This window comes from Alginatibacterium sediminis, assembly GCF_003610775.1.
Taxonomy (GTDB): Bacteria; Pseudomonadota; Gammaproteobacteria; order Enterobacterales; family Celerinatantimonadaceae; genus Alginatibacterium; species Alginatibacterium sediminis.
In genome coordinates this window covers 40,295-60,009 of record NZ_RAQO01000008.1, presented here as the reverse complement: position 1 = coordinate 60,009, position 19,715 = coordinate 40,295, and the positions used below count along the sequence as shown (strand labels likewise).

General features: G+C 44.4%; 21 protein-coding genes. 20 read left to right on the top strand and 1 reads right to left on the bottom strand.

The window, feature by feature from the left end; genetic code table 11:
• Positions 1–11: 11 nt before the first annotated feature.
• The 3 genes from secD (at position 12) to DBZ36_RS14215 (ending at position 3,284) form a co-directional block, all read left to right on the top strand.
• Positions 12–1,865, top strand: a complete 1,854-nt coding sequence (gene secD / locus DBZ36_RS14225; RefSeq protein ID WP_120355629.1) for a protein translocase subunit SecD — start codon at positions 12–14, stop codon at positions 1,863–1,865.
• Between the two features lie 11 nt (positions 1,866–1,876).
• Complete coding sequence (gene secF, locus DBZ36_RS14220; RefSeq protein ID WP_120355628.1) at positions 1,877–2,830, top strand: protein translocase subunit SecF; 954 nt, start codon at positions 1,877–1,879, stop codon at positions 2,828–2,830.
• Between the two features lie 82 nt (positions 2,831–2,912).
• Positions 2,913–3,284: a rhodanese-like domain-containing protein gene (locus DBZ36_RS14215; protein WP_120355627.1), complete on the top strand. Its 372-nt coding sequence runs from the start codon at positions 2,913–2,915 to the stop codon at positions 3,282–3,284.
• A 49-nt stretch (positions 3,285–3,333) separates the two neighbouring features.
• Here DBZ36_RS14215 and suhB read toward each other — a convergent pair whose 3' ends face one another.
• Entirely contained in the window at positions 3,334–4,140 is an 807-nt protein-coding gene (gene suhB / locus DBZ36_RS14210; RefSeq protein WP_120355626.1) for an inositol-1-monophosphatase, read from the bottom strand.
• Between the two features lie 182 nt (positions 4,141–4,322).
• On the opposite strand from suhB, the gene trmJ reads away from it, so the two are divergent.
• From trmJ to bamB, 17 genes are all read left to right on the top strand, one after another.
• Positions 4,323–5,051, top strand: a complete 729-nt coding sequence (gene trmJ / locus DBZ36_RS14205; RefSeq protein WP_120355625.1) for a tRNA (cytosine(32)/uridine(32)-2'-O)-methyltransferase TrmJ — start codon at positions 4,323–4,325, stop codon at positions 5,049–5,051.
• Between the two features lie 81 nt (positions 5,052–5,132).
• Positions 5,133–5,609 (top strand): Fe-S cluster assembly transcriptional regulator IscR, encoded by a 477-nt coding sequence (gene iscR / locus DBZ36_RS14200; protein WP_120355624.1) that lies wholly within the window; start codon positions 5,133–5,135, stop codon positions 5,607–5,609.
• A 65-nt stretch (positions 5,610–5,674) separates the two neighbouring features.
• Positions 5,675–6,889, top strand: coding sequence for an IscS subfamily cysteine desulfurase (locus DBZ36_RS14195; protein ID WP_120355623.1), 1,215 nt, complete (start codon positions 5,675–5,677; stop codon positions 6,887–6,889).
• 21 nt (positions 6,890–6,910) lie between these two features.
• On the top strand, positions 6,911–7,297 hold the full coding sequence (gene iscU / locus DBZ36_RS14190) for a Fe-S cluster assembly scaffold IscU (RefSeq protein WP_120355622.1): 387 nt from the start codon (positions 6,911–6,913) through the stop codon (positions 7,295–7,297).
• A gap of 9 nt (positions 7,298–7,306) precedes the next feature.
• A complete protein-coding gene (iscA, locus tag DBZ36_RS14185; RefSeq protein WP_120355621.1) occupies positions 7,307–7,630 on the top strand; it encodes an iron-sulfur cluster assembly protein IscA in 324 nt (107 codons plus the stop codon).
• Positions 7,631–7,644: 14 nt separating this feature from the next.
• Positions 7,645–8,163, top strand: coding sequence for a Fe-S protein assembly co-chaperone HscB (gene hscB, locus DBZ36_RS14180; RefSeq protein ID WP_120355620.1), 519 nt, complete (start codon positions 7,645–7,647; stop codon positions 8,161–8,163).
• A gap of 2 nt (positions 8,164–8,165) precedes the next feature.
• On the top strand, positions 8,166–10,019 hold the full coding sequence (gene hscA / locus DBZ36_RS14175) for a Fe-S protein assembly chaperone HscA (RefSeq protein WP_120355619.1): 1,854 nt from the start codon (positions 8,166–8,168) through the stop codon (positions 10,017–10,019).
• A gap of 8 nt (positions 10,020–10,027) precedes the next feature.
• Positions 10,028–10,366, top strand: coding sequence for an ISC system 2Fe-2S type ferredoxin (gene fdx / locus DBZ36_RS14170; RefSeq protein ID WP_120355618.1), 339 nt, complete (start codon positions 10,028–10,030; stop codon positions 10,364–10,366).
• 58 nt (positions 10,367–10,424) lie between these two features.
• Positions 10,425–11,723, top strand: coding sequence for an aminopeptidase PepB (pepB, locus tag DBZ36_RS14165; RefSeq protein ID WP_120355617.1), 1,299 nt, complete (start codon positions 10,425–10,427; stop codon positions 11,721–11,723).
• Positions 11,724–11,781: 58 nt separating this feature from the next.
• Complete coding sequence (gene ndk, locus DBZ36_RS14160) at positions 11,782–12,207, top strand: nucleoside-diphosphate kinase (RefSeq protein ID WP_120355616.1); 426 nt, start codon at positions 11,782–11,784, stop codon at positions 12,205–12,207.
• A gap of 97 nt (positions 12,208–12,304) precedes the next feature.
• Positions 12,305–13,423: a bifunctional tRNA (adenosine(37)-C2)-methyltransferase TrmG/ribosomal RNA large subunit methyltransferase RlmN gene (locus DBZ36_RS14155; protein ID WP_120355615.1), complete on the top strand. Its 1,119-nt coding sequence runs from the start codon at positions 12,305–12,307 to the stop codon at positions 13,421–13,423.
• Positions 13,424–13,444: 21 nt separating this feature from the next.
• Positions 13,445–14,209, top strand: a complete 765-nt coding sequence (gene pilW / locus DBZ36_RS14150; RefSeq protein ID WP_120355614.1) for a type IV pilus biogenesis/stability protein PilW — start codon at positions 13,445–13,447, stop codon at positions 14,207–14,209.
• On the top strand, positions 14,199–15,338 hold the full coding sequence (gene rodZ / locus DBZ36_RS14145) for a cytoskeleton protein RodZ (protein WP_158589110.1): 1,140 nt from the start codon (positions 14,199–14,201) through the stop codon (positions 15,336–15,338). Before pilW ends, rodZ begins: the two co-directional genes overlap by 11 nt.
• A 15-nt stretch (positions 15,339–15,353) precedes the next feature.
• Positions 15,354–16,445, top strand: coding sequence for a flavodoxin-dependent (E)-4-hydroxy-3-methylbut-2-enyl-diphosphate synthase (ispG, locus tag DBZ36_RS14140; RefSeq protein ID WP_120355612.1), 1,092 nt, complete (start codon positions 15,354–15,356; stop codon positions 16,443–16,445).
• A 111-nt stretch (positions 16,446–16,556) separates the two neighbouring features.
• On the top strand, positions 16,557–17,837 hold the full coding sequence (gene hisS / locus DBZ36_RS14135) for a histidine--tRNA ligase (protein ID WP_120355611.1): 1,281 nt from the start codon (positions 16,557–16,559) through the stop codon (positions 17,835–17,837).
• An 11-nt stretch (positions 17,838–17,848) separates the two neighbouring features.
• Complete coding sequence (locus DBZ36_RS14130) at positions 17,849–18,484, top strand: YfgM family protein (protein ID WP_120355610.1); 636 nt, start codon at positions 17,849–17,851, stop codon at positions 18,482–18,484.
• Positions 18,477–19,667 carry an outer membrane protein assembly factor BamB gene (gene bamB / locus DBZ36_RS14125; RefSeq protein ID WP_120355609.1) on the top strand — a complete coding sequence of 397 codons (1,191 nt, stop codon included), beginning with the start codon at positions 18,477–18,479 and terminating at the stop codon, positions 19,665–19,667. The genes DBZ36_RS14130 and bamB overlap by 8 nt, the downstream gene beginning before the upstream one ends.
• Positions 19,668–19,715 lie beyond the last annotated feature (48 nt).

Genomic DNA, 19,715 nt, shown 5'->3' with positions numbered 1-19,715 from the left:
GGGGCTTCGTTTTGTTAAACCACTACCCTTGGTGGAAGAATACGATGGTGATTCTAGTAATCGTCATCGGATTTCTATACGCCTTACCCAATCTATACGGTGAAGATCCGGCCGTTCAAATATCCGGTACCCGCGGTTCTGAAGTTACTGAAGCACAACTTGTACAAGTCCGCAATTTGTTGGAAAAAGAACAAATTGCGTATCGTAGTGTTGCTGTCGAAGACGGCCTTGCACTAGTACGTTTGCTCAATAACGCAGATCAATTACCGACTCAAGATCTAATTACTAAAGCTCTGGGTTCAGACTTTATTGTGGCTCTGAACTTAGCACCTGCAACTCCAGCTTGGCTTAACGCCATTGGAGCGGGTCCACTAAAATTGGGTCTAGATCTACGCGGTGGCGTTCACTTTCTGATGGAAGTGGATATGCAAGCGGCCTTAGCCAAAGCTCAGCAGGGCATGGTTCAAGATTTTCGAAGCAGTTTACGCGAAGAAAAAATCCGTTATTCGGGTGTGCGTGAAGCGCGTGATGGGGTTGAAATCCGATTCCGTGATCAAGAGACTCTTGATAAAGCAATGAGCTTTCTAAAGCGTCAGCATCGTAACTATACCTTTACTGAAAGCAGCAGTGCCGATCAACTGGCTATCATTGCAAACATGAGTGAAGATAATCTTGCTGAAACGCGCGAATATGCGATTGCACAAAACATCACTATTTTGCGTAACCGGGTCAATCAACTTGGTGTCGCTGAGCCAGTAGTTCAACGCCAGGGCTCCGAGCGTATCGTCATCCAACTACCTGGTGTTCAAGACACCGCGCGAGCAAAAGAAATTCTAGGTGCAACTGCAACCCTTGAGTTTCGTATGGTTGACGCAGATGCGGATACACGTGATGCGGTTGCTGGTCGTGTACCGGCGGGTTCTGAATTGGCAAAACGCCAAGATGGAAGTCCAGTGGTTCTTAAGAAGCAAGTGATCTTAACTGGTGACCATATCGTCGGAGCGCAATCAGGCTTTGATGAGTACAGCCGACCTCAAGTTAACATTAGTCTTGATGCCGCTGGTGGTAGCAAAATGGCTGCCTTTACCAAAGATAATGTTGGCGAGCCAATGGCGACCTTATTTGTCGAGTATAAGCCAACCGGTAAAAAAGATTCTGAAGGTCGCGGCTTACTAGAACGTCATGAAGAAGTCATTAACGTGGCAACTATTCAGTCTCGACTAGGCCGTAGTTTTAGAATAACCGGTATCGACAATGCTGCTGAGGCACATAACTTGGCCTTGTTACTGCGTGCCGGTGCTTTGATTGCCCCAATTCAAATTGTTGAAGAGCGCACTATTGGCCCAAGTTTAGGCCAAGAGAATATCGACAAAGGCTTTAAAGCTATCCTATATGGGTTGCTCGCGTTGTTAGTATTTATGCCCTTGTACTACAAAAAATTTGGTTTGGTCGCAAACTTTGCGTTGATAGTCAACGTAGGCATTATTATCGGTGTTATGTCGATGATCCCTGGAGCTACGCTAACGCTGCCAGGTATGGCTGGTATTGTACTAACCGTTGGTATGGCGGTGGATGCAAATGTTCTAATTTTTGAGCGTATACGTGAAGAAATGCTCGAAGGAAGGAGCCCGCAACATGCGATCCAGCAAGGCTATAGTAATGCGCTATCAACCATTGCTGATGCAAATATCACGACTTTAATAACAGCAATTATCTTGTTCTCGATTGGTACCGGAGCGGTCAAAGGCTTTGCGGTAACATTGGCAATTGGTATTGCGACATCTATGTTCACTGCAATTATTGGAACGCGGATGTTAGTCAATTGGCTGTGGGGCGGTAAACGTCTTGAACAGCTCTCTATTTAGGAGCCTGCTCAATGTACTTTTCGTTATTTAATCCCAAAGGTGTGGTGCCCTTCATGTCGCACCGCAAACCTTTTGTTATTCTAAGCATTTTGATTGTGCTTGCCTCGTTTGCAAGCTTAGCGATCAACAAGATTAACTGGGGCTTAGACTTTACTGGCGGTACCTTGATTGAAGCTGAGTTTTCAAAACCAGCGGACTTAACCCAAGTTCGTGAAATTTTGACTGACAAAGGCTTTGACGACGTAGTGGTTCAGTTTTTTGGTTCTTCAACTCAAGTCATGCTGCGAATGATGCCGCGTGAAGGAGAGAACAGTGAGCTACTTGGCGACCAAATCATGCAAGTGCTTCGAGATGGTACCGGTGACGATGTCACTATGCGCCGTATCGAGTTTGTAGGGCCCACGGTCGGTAAGGAACTTGCTGAACAAGGTGGTCTTGCGATTATCGCCGCTTTGGGTTGTATTATGCTCTATGTTGCACTGCGCTTTGAATGGCGTATGGCTCTGGGCGCTGTTTTGGCCTTGGCACATGACGTAATTGCTACCTTAGGTTTGTTCTCGCTGCTCGGTATTGAGTTTGACTTAACTGTTGTAGCTGCGCTATTAACGGTTGTTGGTTACTCGCTCAACGATACGATTGTAGTGTCGGACCGTATTCGAGAAAACTTCCGTAAGCTGCGTAAAGGTAGCCCAGAAGAAATCATCGATACATCACTGACCCAAACATTTAACCGAACCATTGTTACCTCTTTAACAACGATTATGGTTTTGATTTCATTGTTCTTCTTAGGGGGTGAAATGATCCATAGCTTTGCAACAGCATTGTTGTTCGGCGTGATCATTGGAACTCATTCTTCAATTTATGTTTCTAGTACTTTGGCTTTAGCGCTTGGCGTGAAAAAAGAAGACTTTATGCCTAAAGAAATTGAAGAAAAAGAAGGTGCGGATCAAGAACCTTTAGTTTAGCCTAGTGCTATGCAATTAAGTTCGCTATAAACAAAAGGCCGCTAATTAGCGGCCTTTTTTGTATTTGATGAAGGATGATCCCATGCAGCACAACCCGCGTTTTTTAGCATTAGTCAATACAGCCAAAGCTCAGATTAACGAGTGCCAAATCAATGATGTAAAACAATGGATGGAACAAGGACAAGCGTTTACATTGATTGATAACCGGGAACAAGACGAATGGCAACGTTCGCATCTACCACAAGCCCACTATCTTGGTCGCGGAGTACTAGAACGGGATATTGAGCAGCAGTTTCCAGACCTAGATACCAAAATCGTTGTTTACTGTGGCGGTGGTTTTCGTTCTGCTTTAAGTGTGCTTAGTTTACAGCAAATGGGCTATAGCAATGTGTGGTCAATGGATGGTGGATTTAGAGCCTGGAAAGAAGCGGGTCTTGAGTTGCTGACCAATTAAAAAAGCCCCGTTGACAGTCAACGAGGCTGAATATTCACACGATAAGGTCTTAAGCTTTAATGATTGACTCAGTAAGGTGAGGGCGAATGTTAGACAACATCGCCTTTAACACTTTAGGATTGGCGCAAATCAAGTTTCCGCTTCGCTCATAGTTAAGACCGCCATTGAAATCACTGATAATTGCACCTGCTTCACGAGCGATCACATCTCCGGCAGCAAAGTCCCAAGGCTTAAGGCCTAGTTCCCAAAAACCATCGTGACGACCGGCGGCTACATAGGCTAGATCAAGTGCTGCAGAGCCTGAACGACGCATATCGCCGCATTCTTGGAATAAAGCGCCGAACATATTTAAGTAAGTTTCGGTGTAGTGTTTTGCTTTGAAAGGGAAGCCCGTCGCTAGGATGGTGCCTTGCAGGTCTTTTGCTTTTGTGGTTCGAAGACGGTAGCCGTTTAGTTGAGCTCCTTTGCCTCGAGACGCGCTAAAGAGTTCATTTCGAATAGGATCATATACAACGCCGTGTTCAATTTTGCCTTTAATTTGCAAAGCAATTGAAACACAAAAGTGGGGTATACCTTTGATAAAATTTGTGGTGCCGTCGAGGGGGTCAATGATCCACTGATGGTCAGCGTCTTTGCCCTGAGTAAGGCCGCTTTCTTCAGCCACAATGGAGTGGTCTGGGAAAGACTTTAGGATGGTTTCAATAATTGCTTTTTCTGCTAGCAAGTCAACTTCACTTACGTAGTCGTTTAAGCCTTTTGTTTGTGTATCCACACCATCAAGATTTTCATAGGCACGAGAAATAACTTTGCCTGCATTGCGCGCAGCACGTACCGCGATATTTAGCATCGGATGCATAATTTGAAACCACCAATTTTAAAAGAACATGTTCAAGCACTGCCTAAAAACTAAACAGTAGACTCTTGTTAGCGGCGGATTATAGACGGCCTCTGATTTTTTTTCAAATCAATTCGTCAGATTGTTTTAAGGCCTATCAGAGCGTGGTAATATGACGGGCTTTTTTCTTAGAGTCCCGATCCATGTTTGATAATGTACAAATTGTTCTTGTTGAAACGTCACACAGTGGCAATATTGGTAGTGCTGCGCGGGCAATGCTGACCATGGGTTTTAAACGCTTAGTTTTAGTCAATCCTGCTGCCGACATAGATGGCAAATCAGTTGCTTTAGCAGCTGGTGCTGGGGTCGTGCTAGAGAATGCCAAAATAGTTGATACTGTGGCCGAGGCCGTTGCTAATAGCAGCTTGGTTATTGGGACTAGTGCACGCAGCCGCACCCTAGATTGGCCGATGCTCGATGGTCGCAGCAGTGGTGAGAAAGTTGCGCAGCAAGGTGATGATGCTGAAGTTTCGATAGTATTTGGACGTGAAGCCAAAGGCCTAAGTAATGAAGAGCTGCAGCTATGTAACTACCATGTATGTTTGCCGGCCAACCCTGATTACACCTCGCTGAATTTAGCCATGGCTGTGCAAATTCTATGTTACGAAATGCGGGTCGCTCTACTTAACAAAGAACAGTATCCGGTTCAGGAGCAAGAGTATCCATTGCACCAAGACCTCGAGAATTTTTATCAACACTTTGAAGAATCCCTTTATCAAACCGGTTTTATCCTCAAATCTCATCCAGGTAAAGTGATGGATAAGTTACGTAGATTGTTTAATCGTATCCGTATGGATAAGCAAGAATTGAATATGATGCGTGGTGTTTTGGCCTCAATTGAACGCACTGCAAAAGGTTTAACTAAACCCTAGTGTTTTACTAGGTTATTTACTTGACTAAATTAGTCGGGTATGTGATATTTCGTCTACAGTATTTGTGGAGAAATAGACGATATGCGGCTTACTTCAAAAGGACGATATGCAGTAACGGCAATGCTAGATGTTGCACTTCATATGGAACATGGGCCAGTGCCTTTGGCTGATATATCTCAGCGACAAGGGATTTCTCTTTCCTATTTAGAGCAACTGTTTTCGCGCCTAAGAAAACAAGGTTTAGTCAGCAGTGTTCGCGGACCAGGTGGTGGCTACCGCTTAGGTTTAGCGGCTGATGATATTGCTATTGGTATGGTTATCTACGCTGTTGACGAGTCAGTAGACGCAACACGCTGTGGCGGTAAAGCCGATTGCCAAGGTGGTAAGCCCTGTTTAACACACTCGCTTTGGAATGATCTAAGCGTCAGAATATCAGAATTTTTAGATGGAATTAGCTTAGGCGAATTGATGCGTGAACGACAGATCGTGAGTATTTCTGCCTCACAAGATCGCATACATGCTAATGAGCACACTCAACGGGTGCAGATTTCGTTATAGCTTTAATTACAATAGATTAAAATGATAACCCGCTAAAGGGTTACGCCACAGTTTGGAGAACGTGCATGAAGTTGCCAATTTATTTCGATTATTCAGCAACCACCCCCGTAGATAAAAGGGTTGCTGAAAAAATGATGCAGTATATGACTAACGATGGTGTGTTCGGTAATCCCGCATCCCGCTCGCATCGCTTTGGTTGGCAGGCCGAGGAAGCAATTGATATCGCTCGAAACCAAATTGCTGATCTAATAAATGCTGATTCGCGTGAAATTGTGTTTACCTCCGGAGCCACAGAAGCAAATAACTTGGCCATTAAAGGAATTGCGCACTTTTATGGAAAAGATAAAAAGCACTTAATTACCTGCAAAACTGAACATAAAGCAGTGCTTGATAGCTTTCGACAGCTTGAGCGTGAAGGTTATGAAGTCACGTATCTGGATCCGCAAAGCAATGGTTTGATTGACCTAGCTGCTTTGGAAGCCGCACTGCGAGAAGATACGGTGTTGGTGTCAATTATGCACGTCAACAACGAAATCGGAGTGATTCAAGATATTCAGGCAATTGGCGAAATGTGTCGGAGTCGGAAAATATTCTTCCATGTCGATGCAGTGCAAAGTGTCGGAAAAATCGACATTGACTTGAAAACAATGCCAGTTGACCTTATGTCATTCTCAGCACACAAAATTTATGGTCCCAAAGGTATTGGTGCGCTTTATGTTCAACGTAAGCCTCGGGTGCGTTTAGAAGCACAAATACATGGTGGTGGACATGAACGTGGAATGCGTTCAGGTACATTACCAACTCATCAAATTGTAGGCATGGGTGAAGCCTTTGCGATAGCCAAACAAGAAATGAAAGCTGAGTCGACGCGTTTACTTGCGTTGAGAAACCGCTTCATGGATGGCATCAAAGATATTGAAGAAACCTATGTGAATGGCGACTTAGAAAAACGTGTTGCTGGCAACATAAATGTCAGTTTCGCTTATGTTGAAGGTGAAAGCCTGATCATGGCGTTGAAAGATTTAGCTGTATCGTCAGGTTCAGCTTGTACTTCTGCAAGCTTAGAGCCGTCGTATGTTCTGCGAGCGCTTGGCTTGAACGATGAGCTTGCGCATAGCTCGATTCGCTTCTCCTTTGGACGTTTTACCACCGAAGAAGAAATCGATTATGCGGTAGGGGTCATTAACCAAGCAATTGAGCGCTTGCGAGCGATGTCTCCGTTATGGGACATGTTTAAAGACGGCGTGGATTTAAGTACTGTGCAATGGGCGCATCACTAAGCAATTTGAAGGAATAATATTATGGCTTACAGCGAAAAAGTAATCGATCACTATGAAAACCCACGTAACGTAGGTGCGTTTGAAGAAGGTGAAGACAAGCACATTGGTACTGGTATGGTAGGTGCTCCCGCTTGTGGTGACGTAATGAAGCTGCAACTTAAAGTAGGCGAAAACGGCATCATTCAAGATGCTAAGTTTAAAACCTATGGTTGTGGTAGTGCAATTGCATCAAGTTCTTTGGTTACCGAATGGGTAAAAGGTAAGTCACTTGATGAAGCGGCAACCCTAAAGAATACCGATATCGCAGAAGAGCTTGCTTTGCCACCAGTTAAAATTCACTGCTCAATACTTGCCGAAGATGCAATTAAAGCGGCAATTGCTGACTACAAAGAAAAGAACGCAAGTTAAGGAGTCCTGATGTCTGTTTCACTCACACAAGCAGCTGCGACGCATGTAGGCGACTACATTGCTAATCGTGGCAAAGGATTAGGTATTCGTCTTGGAGTGAAGACAAGCGGCTGCTCGGGTATGGCATACATACTCGAGTTCGTTGATGAGCTTGATCAAAACGATGAAACGTTTGATAGTTTTGGTGTTAACGTGATTGTGGATAAAAAAAGCTTATCCTTTTTGAGCGGAACTCAGTTGGATTTTGTAAAAGAAGGTTTAAACTCTGGTTTTGTTTTCAACAATCCAAACATCAAAGATGAATGTGGTTGCGGAGAAAGCTTCGCTGTTTAGTACACGGAAATCCTATGAACTATTTCGAGCTGTTTAATCTAGCTCCAAGTTACCTGCCAGAGCCAAAAGCTCTGGCACAAACGTATCGTACGCTTCAAGCACAGCACCACCCTGACCGTTTTGTTACTCAAGACAGCCAAGTCCAGAAGCAATCAATGCAACATGCTGCAATGATAAACGACGCGTATCAGACCTTAAAAAATCCCTTACTATGTGCACAATACATGTTGCAGCTACAAGGTATTGAACTCAAGGACGAGCAGCAAACACTTAATGATATGCCGTTTTTGATGCAGCAGATGCAGTTACGCGAGCAACTTGAAGCGATTGAAGCAAGTGATGACGCAGAGCAACAACTAGAACATTTTGTCGAGAAACTTAAGGGTGAACAACAAAATCTACGACAGGATTTTGTACAGCGCTACCAAAATAATGATTTTATAAGCGCGTCCCATAGTGTTCGAAAAATGAAATTCTTTGTGCGGCTGGAACAACAGTGTGCACAACTTGAAGACCAACTATTAGATGACTAATTATGGCATTATTGCAAATTGCTGAACCCGGCCAATCGGCTGCTCCCCATCAACATAAACGCGGTATCGGTATCGATCTTGGTACGACAAACTCGCTAGTTGCAACCGTACGCAGCGGCGCTGCAACAACTATTGAAGATGATCAAGGGCGAGCTATTTTGCCCTCAATAGTGCATTTTGGTCTACAAGGGCTTGCTGTAGGTTATGACGCAGCAGCCTTCATTGTGAATGATCCTCTAAATACGATTTCGTCTGCAAAACGTCTCATTGGGCGTTCGATGGCAGATGTTAACTTACAACATTTTCCTTACCAGTTTGCTGATGATCAGAGCCCTCACATTCAAACTCGCAGTGGCTTAGTCAATCCGGTAGAAGTCAGTTCCAAAATTTTATCAGTGCTGGCTCAGCGCGCTCAGCTGGCCCTGCAAGATGAAGCTGATGGGGCGGTGATAACCGTACCTGCGTATTTTGATGATGCGCAACGTCAAGGTACTAAAGATGCAGCCAAACTGGCCGGTTTGCATGTGCTGCGTTTGCTCAATGAACCTACCGCTGCCGCAATAGCCTATGGGCTAGATAGCGGAGACGAAGGCTTGATTGCTGTTTATGATTTGGGCGGTGGAACCTTTGATATTTCAGTTTTACGACTATCTAAAGGCATCTTCGAAGTACTGGCAACTGGTGGTGATTCTGCTTTAGGCGGAGATGATTTTGACCACGCTTTAGTTTCCCTAATGCTAAGCAAAGCGAGTTTCGATGGTGAACTTAGCGTCAGCAGTTTGCGCGAATTACAACTTGAAGCAACCCGTGTCAAAATCGCGTTAAGCGCCGAAACAACGATTCAAGTTGAGTTGCAACTTCAAGAGCTATCCATTAACACCAGCATCTCGCGAGCTGAGTTTGAAGCCTTGATCACACCGCTGGTGAAGAAAACACTACGTGCAAGTAAGCGCGCATTGCGCGATGCGCAAGTTGATGTCAGCGAGATAGAGAATGTAGTGATGGTTGGCGGTTCGACTCGTGTGCCTTTGGTGCGTGCTGAAGTTGCTAAGCTGTTTGGCTGCGAGCCACTAACCTCGATAGACCCAGATCAAGTGGTCGCTATTGGCGCGGCTATTCAAGCTGATATATTGGTCGGTAATAAGCCCGATGGTGAATTATTGCTATTAGATGTTACTCCACTCTCTTTGGGCATTGAAACCATGGGAGGGTTGGTTGAGAAGATTATTCCTCGCAACACCACTATCCCGGTTGCTCGTGCTCAAGAATTTACCACGTTTAAAGACGGCCAGACTCAAATGGCTGTCCATGTGCTGCAAGGTGAACGTGAATTGGTTGACGACTGTCGTTCGCTTGCCCGCTTTACGCTAAAAGATATTCCTGCGTTGGCAGCCGGTGCTGCACATATTCGTGTCACATTTCAGATTGATGCCGATGGCTTGTTGTCAGTGACAGCAAAAGAAAAATCATCAGGGGCTAGTGCGAGCGTTGAAGTTAAACCCTCGTATGGACTAGCGGATGAGCAAGTTGCTAAAATGCTGCAAGACTCTATTGAGAATGCGCAACTGGATGTAAACGCCCGCATGCTAAAAGAACAGCAGGTTGATGCCGCTCGTTTAATTGAGAATATGTCGGCTGCTTTGCAGGTCGATGGTGAAAATCTATTAGAGATATCTGAGCGTCAAAGCATTGAAGAAAGCCTGTTAAAATTGCAACAAGTCGCTGGCCAAAGCGATATTAAAGCTATTGAAATGGCTGTTAAAGCCTTGGATCTCGCTTCTCAAGAATTTGCCTCTCGGCGGATGGATCATTCGATTCGACATGCTCTTAAAGGGCAAGCAGTCGATAACTTATAGGATTAAACATGCCAAAAATTGTCTTCTTACCCCATAGTGAGCTTTGTCCAGAAGGGGCTGTTATTGAGGCAAAACCTGGAGAGACCATACTTGATGTTGCGCAGCGAGATGGGATTGATATCGAGCATGCTTGCGAAAAATCGTGTGCATGTACAACTTGTCACATTGTTGTCCGAGAAGGTTTCGATTCTTTGGATGAAAGTAGCGAGCAAGAAGATGACATGCTCGACAAAGCTTGGGGATTAGAACCAGACTCTAGACTTGGCTGTCAGGCGCAAGTAAAAGACCAAGATCTGGTTGTAGAAATACCCAAATACACCATTAACATGGTTAGTGAAAACCACTAAATACAAAACCGCCGAAACCGGCGGTTTTGCGTTATAAGACAGCGTATATTGGAAACTTATGAACTCTCTTCAAGTTAAACTCAGTTTCGAAGCAGCTGGTGCTGCATGGGGCAAAAACGCCTTAGTAAGTATGGATACTGATTGCGCAATTGTGCATTTAGAATCAAACCTGGACCAAGCAGAACGTCTGGACAAATTGCAACAAGCAGGCCGAAAATTAGACGGCCAGGGACTCAAAAGCTTAACGCTTATAGGCGACAATTGGCAGCTAGATGACTGTTGGCGATTTTATTGTGGGTATTTTAATCCTAAGCAAGATAACCAACTCACTGTAGGGTCACAAAATGATCAGTTACAAGGTGATTTTTTAAAGCGCCAACAGTGCATAGACTGGGTTCGTCAGCAAATAAATTTTGGACCTGAAGTCATATTCCCACTTAGCTTGTGTGAGCGTGCAGCCGAACTCATTTCTCAGCAAGCTCCCGATAAGGTAAGTTACCAAATTATAGAGGGACTCGAGCTGCTACAAGCGGGTTGGCTAGGTACATACAATGTTGGTAAAGGTTCAGTGCAAGCACCAGCAATGTTGGTATTGGATTACAATCCCACTGGCGACGAATCAACAGCGATTGCGGCAACACTGGTCGGTAAAGGTATTACCTTTGACTCGGGTGGTTATAGCTTAAAACCCTCTGATGGAATGGCTATTATGAAAAGCGATATGGGCGGAGCTGCTACTCTCAGTGGTGCCTTAGCCCTCGCCATTTCTCAAGGTTTAGAACAGCGAGTTCAGTTAATTTTATGCTGCGCTGAAAACTTGGTGTCAGGAGAGGCCTACAAATTAGGCGAAATTATTGAATATAAGAACGGGGTTCGTGTAGAAGTTCTCAATAGTGACGCGGAAGGTCGATTAGTGCTGGCCGATGGATTGATTAAAGCCTGCGAGTCTAACCCAGGACTAATTATCGACGCGGCGACACTAACCGGTTCAGCAAAAATGGCACTAGGACGAGATTACCATGCTAGTTTTAGTTTTGATGACTCGATGATTGAAAAGCTAGATGCGCACGCAAAGGCTAATCATGAGTCATTCTGGCGTTTACCCTTAGCCAACTTCCACCGAAGCCAAATCAATTCCAACTTCGCTGATATAGCCAATATCCATAGCGGCGAAGGTATGGCTGGAGCGAGCACAGCGGCTGCATTTCTTTCTTATTTTGTTGAAGATTATAAAAACAACTGGATGCATTTAGATTTATCAGCCAGTTATCAAAAGTCTGCGAATGGGATGTGGGCTAGCGGCGGTAAAGGTCATGGCGTACAAACTATTGCTAGCTTGTTATGTGATCTTGGCTAATTTACTATATGCGCTGGTGATGGATAGGCCATCTAAATTGTATAACAGGGAAAGATAAATGACTTTGGAAAGAACTTTTTCAATTTTGAAGCCGGATGCAGTCGCGGCAAATGCGATAGGACAAATCTATACGCGTTTAGAACAATCGCAATTAAAAATTGTTGCTTCAAAAATGCTTCACCTGAGCCCAGAGCAGGCTGCAGGTTTTTATGCCGAGCATGAAGGTAAGTCATTTTACGAACGTTTGGTTAGCTTTATGTGCTCTGGACCCATCATGGTTCAAGTACTTGAAGGTGAAAATGCGGTGACTCGCTATCGTGAAATCATGGGAGCAACTGACCCAGAGCAAGCGGCAGCCGGCACGCTACGTTATGACTATGGCAGCATTATGCCAGCAAATGCAGCACATGGTTCCGATTCAACCGAATCAGCAGCGCGTGAGATTGCATACTTTTTTACGAATGATGAGTTGTGCCCCCGGTAAACTAGCTTTTTCTAGTAGTCTTGGCGCGTAGCTGGAGTCCGCTAGCAATTGGGTATACAATTGCGCGCTTTTTAAAATTTGGCTACATGAGTAGGTTATGAATAACAAAAAAACAAATCTGTTGGATCTTGATCGCGAGGCAATGCGACAGTTTTTCCTCGAAATCGGAGAAAAACCATTTCGTGCTGATCAGGTGATGAAATGGATTTATCATTTTGGTGTTGATAACTTCGACGCGATGAGCAACATAAATAAGGCTTTAAAGCAGAAATTATCTGATAAGGCCTTTATTTCTGCCCCTGAGATATCCAAAGAGCAACGCTCCAGTGACGGAACCATTAAATGGGCGATGCTGGTTGCAGGCCAAGAAATAGAAACTGTTTATATTCCTGACGGCGATAGAGCGACTTTATGCGTTTCATCTCAAGTTGGCTGCGCTCTAAATTGTCATTTCTGTTCAACCGCTCAGCAAGGTTTCAATAGAAACTTAACGGTTAGTGATATTATCGGACAAGTTTGGCGCGCCGCTCAGATCATTGGACCTAGTGCTGTCAGCGAAACTCGTCCCATCACCAATGTGGTGATGATGGGGATGGGAGAGCCTCTTCTAAATTTAAGTAATCTTATTCCAGCACTTAAAATCATGACCGATGACTTTGGCTATGGTTTGAGTAAACGTCGGGTAACGGTGAGTACTTCGGGGGTGGTTCCTGCGCTGGATAAACTTGGCGATGAGATTGATGTGGCGCTCGCGATTTCTTTGCATGCTCCAAACGATAAATTACGTAGCGAGATCATGCCAATCAATGATAAGTATAATATTGAGGCCTTTTTGGCAGGTGTAGAGCGATATATTTCCAAATCCAATGCTAATCGCGGTAGAGTGACTGTAGAATACGTCTTATTGGATCATGTTAATGACTCTATGGATCAAGCGCACGAACTGGCACAGACCTTGAAAAATACGCCGTGTAAAATTAACTTAATCCCGTTCAATCCGTATCCTGGCTCACCATTTATGAAGCCTAGTAACAGCCGTATCGATCGTTTTAGTAAGGTACTTATGGAGTATGACTTAACGGTTGTGGTTCGTAAGACCCGTGGCGATGATATTGACGCCGCTTGTGGTCAGCTGGCTGGCGATGTCATTGATAGAACTAAACGAACTGCTCAAAAACGCATGCAACAACAGAACCTTATTCAAGGTTCAAATTAGATGAAGGATTGTGTTTAGGCAATGAATAAATTTTGGGTACTAGTTGTAGTGGTCTTGCTTTCTGGCTGTGTAACTGAACGTCATGTTGCAGGCGAAGACCGTGCTATTCAAAAAGTTGATAAAAAGGCCGCCGCTAATACACGTGTTAGCTTAGGTTTACGTTACTTGGAGTCAGGGGAGTCAGAAAAAGCCAAGTTAAATCTTGAGATGGCAGAAGAACTTGATCCTAGTTCTGTGTTGGTCTTTTTGGCCCAAGCGCATTTCTACCAAGAAGTTGAACAATTTGACTTAGCTGATGAAGCGTTTAGAAAAGCCTTGAGCATAGAACCCAATAATGGTGATACGTTAAACAATTATGCCGTCATGAATTGTAAGCAAGGTAACTACCAGCAAGCCGACATATTGTTTCAACGCGCGCTAAGTAATAAAGCGTATCTTGGTGTGGGCAATACTAATGAAAATGCTGGCTTATGTGCATTACGTAGCCAAGATTCGGCTAAAGCATTGGTTTACTTCAAAAAAGCATTAGCCTTTGATTCACAACTGTCGCGTTCTATGTTAGGTGTAGCAAAGATTTATATTCAAGAACAGCAGTATGCCTTGGCCAGAGACTATTTGAATCGTCATTCATTGACCAAAGCAGAAAATGCAGAGAGTATATTTGCATGGTTACAACTTGAGAGCGCCAGCGGTAATTTTGCTGAAGAAGCGCGCTTGGGACAAATCCTATTGGGCAAATATCCGAATTCGGAACAAACTAAGCGGTATATTGGTAATGACTACTGAACCTAAAATAGCGACAGAGCAACTCGAGGCATTAGACGCCGACCACAACGATGGATCGGATGAGAATGGTCAAGCGACCGATGCTCCAAGCATAGAGTTAAGCGAAGACATGGAGGTCATGAGCCCTGGACAAATGCTAAAAGAAGCCCGAGAAGAGCTGTCTTTAAGTGTTGATGAGGTCGCAGACCGGCTCAAACTTCGTCGGCAACTCATTATGGATATTGAAGCCGATAACCTTGATGAGAAATTGAACCAAACCTTTGCCAAAGGGTACTTGCGTTCATATGCGCGTCTGGTTGATGTTCCTGAAGATCAAGTGTTTGCGAGTGTTAGTTATTTAGAAAACGTGCAAGAACAACGTTTAGATTTACATACGTTTTCTAAACACAGCAAGCAGCGCAATAGTGAAGGTCGGTTAATGCGCTTCACCTTGATATTAGTGTTGCTAATTGTGGCTGTTGCTGGGTATTGGTGGTGGGACCAAAACAAAGCAACAATTTTAGGCAGCGATATTGACGCCAACACTGAGACTCAATCACAATTGAGCTTGCCGTCAAATTTAAGTAGTGAGCCTTCGGCTACGGAACTTAAAGCAAGTGAGCCCAATTCATCGAGCGAAGAGCCTTCGAGTCAAACATTATCCAAACCTCAAACTGAACCTACGCCTTTGTCTGCTACTGAACCGTCGTCCAATGATTTAAAGTTGGTCGTTGGTGACGAAAACAGGGCGGTGAATAACGAAGCAACTGAAGCTGAACAAAGTGCGATTGAATCTGGAGTGGAGTTAGCATCAGATATCGAGGAGCAAACAGCGGCGGCTTTGTTGGCCCAGCAGAATGCGCAGGGACAAGCAAGTAATCCTCAGTCGAGTAATGCAGCCAGTAACAACCAACTCAATTTCACCTTTGCCCAAGAATGCTGGGTTGAAGTTCGTGATGCCAGTGGTAAACGATTGGTTGTTGGTGTTAAACAGCCGGGTAGTAGTATTGAGCTGAATGGCGAAGCACCCTACAGCGTTGTTCTTGGCACGTCTAAAGGGGTTGAAATCAATTATCTGGGAAACAAGGTCGATCTTTCTCAATTCTCTGATGGAAAAGTTGTCCGTCTAAAAATACCATCAAATTCTTAAGAGTTAGCTAATTCCATGGAACAATTTAACCCGATCAAACGCCGTAAATCCAAGCAGATAATGGTTGGAAACGTAGCCGTTGGCGGTGATGCCCCTATTTCAGTTCAATCAATGACAAATACCAGAACTACTGACATTGACGCGACAGTTGCACAGATACGTGCCATAGAAAAAGTCGGCGGCGATATTGTCAGAGTTTCAGTCCCAACCATGGAAGCGGCTCAAGCCTTCAAAGAAATTAAAGCCCAATCTAATGTGCCTTTGATCGCTGATATTCACTTTGATTATCGCATAGCGTTACAAGCAGCAGATTTTGGAGCTGACTGTCTGCGGATTAATCCTGGGAATATTGGCAACGAAGACCGTATTCGCGCGGTAGTAGACAAAGCTCGCGAGCGGAATATCCCAATACGCATCGGGGTGAATGGCGGTTCACTAGAGCGAGAAATTCAAGAAAAGTATGGCGAACCTACACCAGAAGCCTTACTTGAGTCGGCAATGCGACACGTGGACATATTGGAACGACTAGACTTTGATAACTTCAAAATCAGTGTAAAAGCTTCAGATGTGTTTCTAGCCGTTGGTGCCTATCAATTGCTTGCGAGTCGCATTGATCAACCACTACATCTTGGAATTACTGAAGCTGGGGGATTACGCAGTGGTTCAGTGAAATCTTCAGTAGGTTTGGGAATGTTACTAGCCCAAGGTATCGGCGACACGCTACGAGTGTCGCTTGCGGCCGATCCAGTTGAAGAAATTAAAGTTGGTTTTGACATATTAAAGTCCTTACGGATACGTAGTCGAGGTATCAACTTTATTGCTTGCCCAAGTTGCTCTCGTCAAGAGTTCGATGTTATTGCTACTGTAAATGCTCTTGAACAGCGTCTAGAGGACATTGTTGAGCCAATGGACGTATCTATTATAGGTTGCGTAGTTAACGGGCCTGGAGAAGCGCTGATTTCACATATGGGCATTACCGGCAGTCAGCGTAAGAGTGGCTTTTACGTCGATGGTGTTCGTCAAAAAGAACGCTTTGATAACGATAGAATTGTTGATGAACTCGAAGCAAAAATCCGCTCTCGAATTGCTGTCAAGAACATCAGCTAGCCGCTTTGAATAAAGGCGGCTTGCCAGCAACAACTTTAAAGGGTTTTACCCAGCCCCAGAAAACCCTATAATCCCTTCTTTGCACCCACCAATTTGAGAACTGAGAACAACGTGGCTAAACAAATCCAAGCTATACGTGGCATGAATGACTGTCTTCCTGATCAAACTCCGGCTTGGCAAATGCTTGAGTCTGTAATTCGAAATACGGTTGCTAGTTACGGCTATAGTGAAATACGCATGCCGGTTGTTGAAAGTACCGATTTATTTAAACGCTCGATTGGTGAAGTTACCGATATTGTCGAAAAAGAAATGTATACCTTTGACGATCGTAATGGCGATAGTTTAACGTTGCGACCAGAGGGTACAGCGAGCTGTGTTCGCGCAGCAAACCAAAACGGACTGCTATACAATCAAGAGCAGCGCCTTTGGTATATGGGACCGATGTTCCGACATGAACGTCCGCAGAAAGGACGCTATCGTCAATTCCACCAATTTGGTGTGGAAGCTTTTGGACTAGCGACAGCCGATATTGACGCTGAGATCATTCAGTTATCGGCACGACTTTGGAAGCAACTGGGACTCGCTGAGCACGTTCGATTAGAGATAAACTCACTCGGCTCGAACCAAGCTCGAGCCGTATATCGTGACGCGCTGGTTGCGTTTCTCGAAGCAAATATTGAACATCTTGACGAAGACAGTAAACGGCGTATGCATACCAACCCACTTAGGGTTCTGGATACGAAAAACGAATCGCTTAAAGTGATTCTCCAAGATGCACCGCGTTTGAGTGAATACTTAGATCAAGAAAGCCAAGAGCAATTTAAATTACTTTGCCAATTACTTGATAGCGCGGGTATCGCTTATCAGATTAATGAGTCGCTCGTTCGCGGTTTGGACTACTATAATCGAACTGTCTTTGAATGGGTTACCGACAGCTTAGGCGCGCAAGGTACAGTGTGTGCAGGCGGACGTTACGATGGCTTGGTCGAACAGCTGGGCGGAAAAGCAACACCCGGTGTTGGTTTTGCTCTGGGTATGGAGCGCTTAGTTCTTTTGCTTGAGCATTTTGAACTTTTAGAAAATTTACCTAAGCCAGTCGATGTTTATGTTATCTACAGTGGAGAAGGCACCCAAACAGCCGCGTTCGCATTAGCAGAACAAATTCGTGATAATTTGTTATCCTTGCGTGTTATGGTGCATTGCGGTGGTGGAAACTTCAAAAAACTGTTTAAGAAAGCTGACCGCAGTGGCGCTAAAGTTGCTTTGGTAATTGCAGAAGACGAGTTAAGTAAGCAGCAAGTAACCATTAAGTATTTGCGTGAAGAGCAAGCCCAACAATCTATAGAAATGAGCTCAGTAAGCGAATATCTAGAAACATTATTTTCGAAATAAAGAGGTAGAAAGTGGAAGCCTACACCACAGAAGAACAACAAGTACAAGCGATTAAGGATTGGTGGAAGAAAAACGGTTCGTCCGTTATTTTGGGTACTGTGATTGGTTTGGCTGGCGTATTTGGTTGGCGCTACTATGGCGACTACCAAATTCAGCAAAAAGAAAGTTCTTCTAATGCCTATCAAAACGTAGTGACTGCTGCTGCAAATGACCCAGAGGCTAACTTAGTTGGCCTGCAGGAGTTTGTTGCGAGTGAAACCGCGAGTGTGAATTACCGGGTAATGGCTGCGATAAATTTGGCCAAAACATTGGTTACCCAAGAGCAATATCAATCTGCGCTAGAGCAGCTAGTTTGGGCTGAAGAACAAGCACCGGATGAGCTAAAAGCGCTTATTCAAGTGCGTAGTGCGCGTTTGCAGATGCAGCTAGAACAATACAATGAAGCATTGGCTACATTGGCAAAAGTTTCTGACGAAACCTACACCGCGCAAGTAGCGCAAGTGCAGGGTGATATCTATTTAGCTCAAGGCGAAGTAGAACAGGCACGGCAATACTATCAAACAGCACTAGATGCTGCTGGTGCGCAAGCTGATCCGAGTCTTAGTCTCAAAATAAACGACTTAAGTGTCGAGGAAGATCATGGTTAAAATCCGGACTGGCTTATTATCAGCGAGCTTGCTTTTAGGCCTTAGTGCCTGTTCGCTTTTTAATAGCGAAGAAGACGTTGTTGTCATGGATCCTGTGCCCCAAACAACTAACGAGTTTGAGGCAAAAGTTGTATGGCAAAAGCAAGTTGGTAAGGGAGTTGAGGATTATTATTCTCAATTAAGACCTGAGCTTGCTTATGATAGTGTTTTTGCTGCGGCTCGTTTTGGTCAAGTCCATGGTTACGGACTCGACGGAACGCTACTCTGGAAACAAGATTTATCTAAAGTTGAGAGTAATCAACGTTTTTCTGGAAACACTAATAACGCGCGTCTTTCTGGCGGATTAACAGCAGCTTATCAGAGTGTATTTGTAGGTAGTGAAAATGCAGATGTGTTTTCACTTAGTGCAGAAACCGGTGAGATTCAATGGCAAGCTCGGGTTGATGGCGAAGTTTTAGCGCGCCCTGCAGTTGATGATTCGAATGTAGTGATTTCAACCAGTAATGGATTTCTTATCGCGCTAGATGCTTTCGATGGCAGCGAACGTTGGAAAGTGGAAATTGATCAGCCATCGTTAACATTGCGAAGCAAAGCAGCACCGGTTGTTAGTAATGGTTTAGTTGTTTTAGGTCGAAGTGACGGTAAGTTAGCATTTTATTTACTTGAAAACGGTCGCCAGGTTTTTGAAAGCCGCTTAGCTAATCCGAAAGGTTCAACAGAGATCGACCGCATCGTTGATTTAGATAGTCAACCTATTGTAGAAGGGCCGTTAGTCTATGCTGTGGCCTATAATGGTTCTTTAGTTAATATCGATTTACGCGATGGTCAGGAGCAATGGCGACGCGCATATTCAGCTTTCAGAGATTTATCGATATCTGGCGATGATCTATTTGTTGTTGATGCGGCGGATGTTTTATACAGCGTTGCGGCTAACAATGGTATTGAACGTTGGTCACAGCAACAATTTGGCTATCGTGGTTTAACCCCGGCTGCAGTTGATTACCAGTACGTCGTTGTCGGTGATAGCGAAGGATATCTCTACTGGATTGACCGTGACAGCGGTGTGATTGTTAGTCAGAAACAAATTGATGACGCAGGGCTTTATACCGCTCCTGTTGTCGGTAGTGAAAATATGTATGTGCAAACACGCAGCGGAAAATTGATTGCGTTTGAACGACAATAAGCATTTTGCTTACTAAGCGCTAAGCTTAGAAGTCCAAGAGACATTTGG

Bases quoted from the DNA above. Each gene is read 5' to 3' on its own strand.
- DBZ36_RS14155 (WP_120355615.1), top strand. From the start codon at position 12,305: ATGAATAACAAAAAAACAAATCTGTTGGATCTTGATCGCGAGGCAATG.
- DBZ36_RS14215 (WP_120355627.1), top strand. From the start codon at position 2,913: ATGCAGCACAACCCGCGTTTTTTAGCATTAGTCAATACAGCCAAAGCT.
- fdx (WP_120355618.1), top strand. From the start codon at position 10,028: ATGCCAAAAATTGTCTTCTTACCCCATAGTGAGCTTTGTCCAGAAGGG.
- rodZ (WP_158589110.1), top strand. From the start codon at position 14,199: ATGACTACTGAACCTAAAATAGCGACAGAGCAACTCGAGGCATTAGAC.
- hscA (WP_120355619.1), top strand. From the start codon at position 8,166: ATGGCATTATTGCAAATTGCTGAACCCGGCCAATCGGCTGCTCCCCAT.
- ndk (WP_120355616.1), top strand. From the start codon at position 11,782: ATGACTTTGGAAAGAACTTTTTCAATTTTGAAGCCGGATGCAGTCGCG.
- trmJ (WP_120355625.1), top strand. From the start codon at position 4,323: ATGTTTGATAATGTACAAATTGTTCTTGTTGAAACGTCACACAGTGGC.
- suhB (WP_120355626.1), bottom strand. From the start codon at position 4,140: ATGCATCCGATGCTAAATATCGCGGTACGTGCTGCGCGCAATGCAGGC.
- DBZ36_RS14195 (WP_120355623.1), top strand. From the start codon at position 5,675: ATGAAGTTGCCAATTTATTTCGATTATTCAGCAACCACCCCCGTAGAT.
- pilW (WP_120355614.1), top strand. From the start codon at position 13,445: ATGAATAAATTTTGGGTACTAGTTGTAGTGGTCTTGCTTTCTGGCTGT.
- ispG (WP_120355612.1), top strand. From the start codon at position 15,354: ATGGAACAATTTAACCCGATCAAACGCCGTAAATCCAAGCAGATAATG.
- pepB (WP_120355617.1), top strand. From the start codon at position 10,425: ATGAACTCTCTTCAAGTTAAACTCAGTTTCGAAGCAGCTGGTGCTGCA.
- iscR (WP_120355624.1), top strand. From the start codon at position 5,133: ATGCGGCTTACTTCAAAAGGACGATATGCAGTAACGGCAATGCTAGAT.
- bamB (WP_120355609.1), top strand. From the start codon at position 18,477: ATGGTTAAAATCCGGACTGGCTTATTATCAGCGAGCTTGCTTTTAGGC.
- secF (WP_120355628.1), top strand. From the start codon at position 1,877: ATGTACTTTTCGTTATTTAATCCCAAAGGTGTGGTGCCCTTCATGTCG.
- iscA (WP_120355621.1), top strand. From the start codon at position 7,307: ATGTCTGTTTCACTCACACAAGCAGCTGCGACGCATGTAGGCGACTAC.
- iscU (WP_120355622.1), top strand. From the start codon at position 6,911: ATGGCTTACAGCGAAAAAGTAATCGATCACTATGAAAACCCACGTAAC.
- hscB (WP_120355620.1), top strand. From the start codon at position 7,645: ATGAACTATTTCGAGCTGTTTAATCTAGCTCCAAGTTACCTGCCAGAG.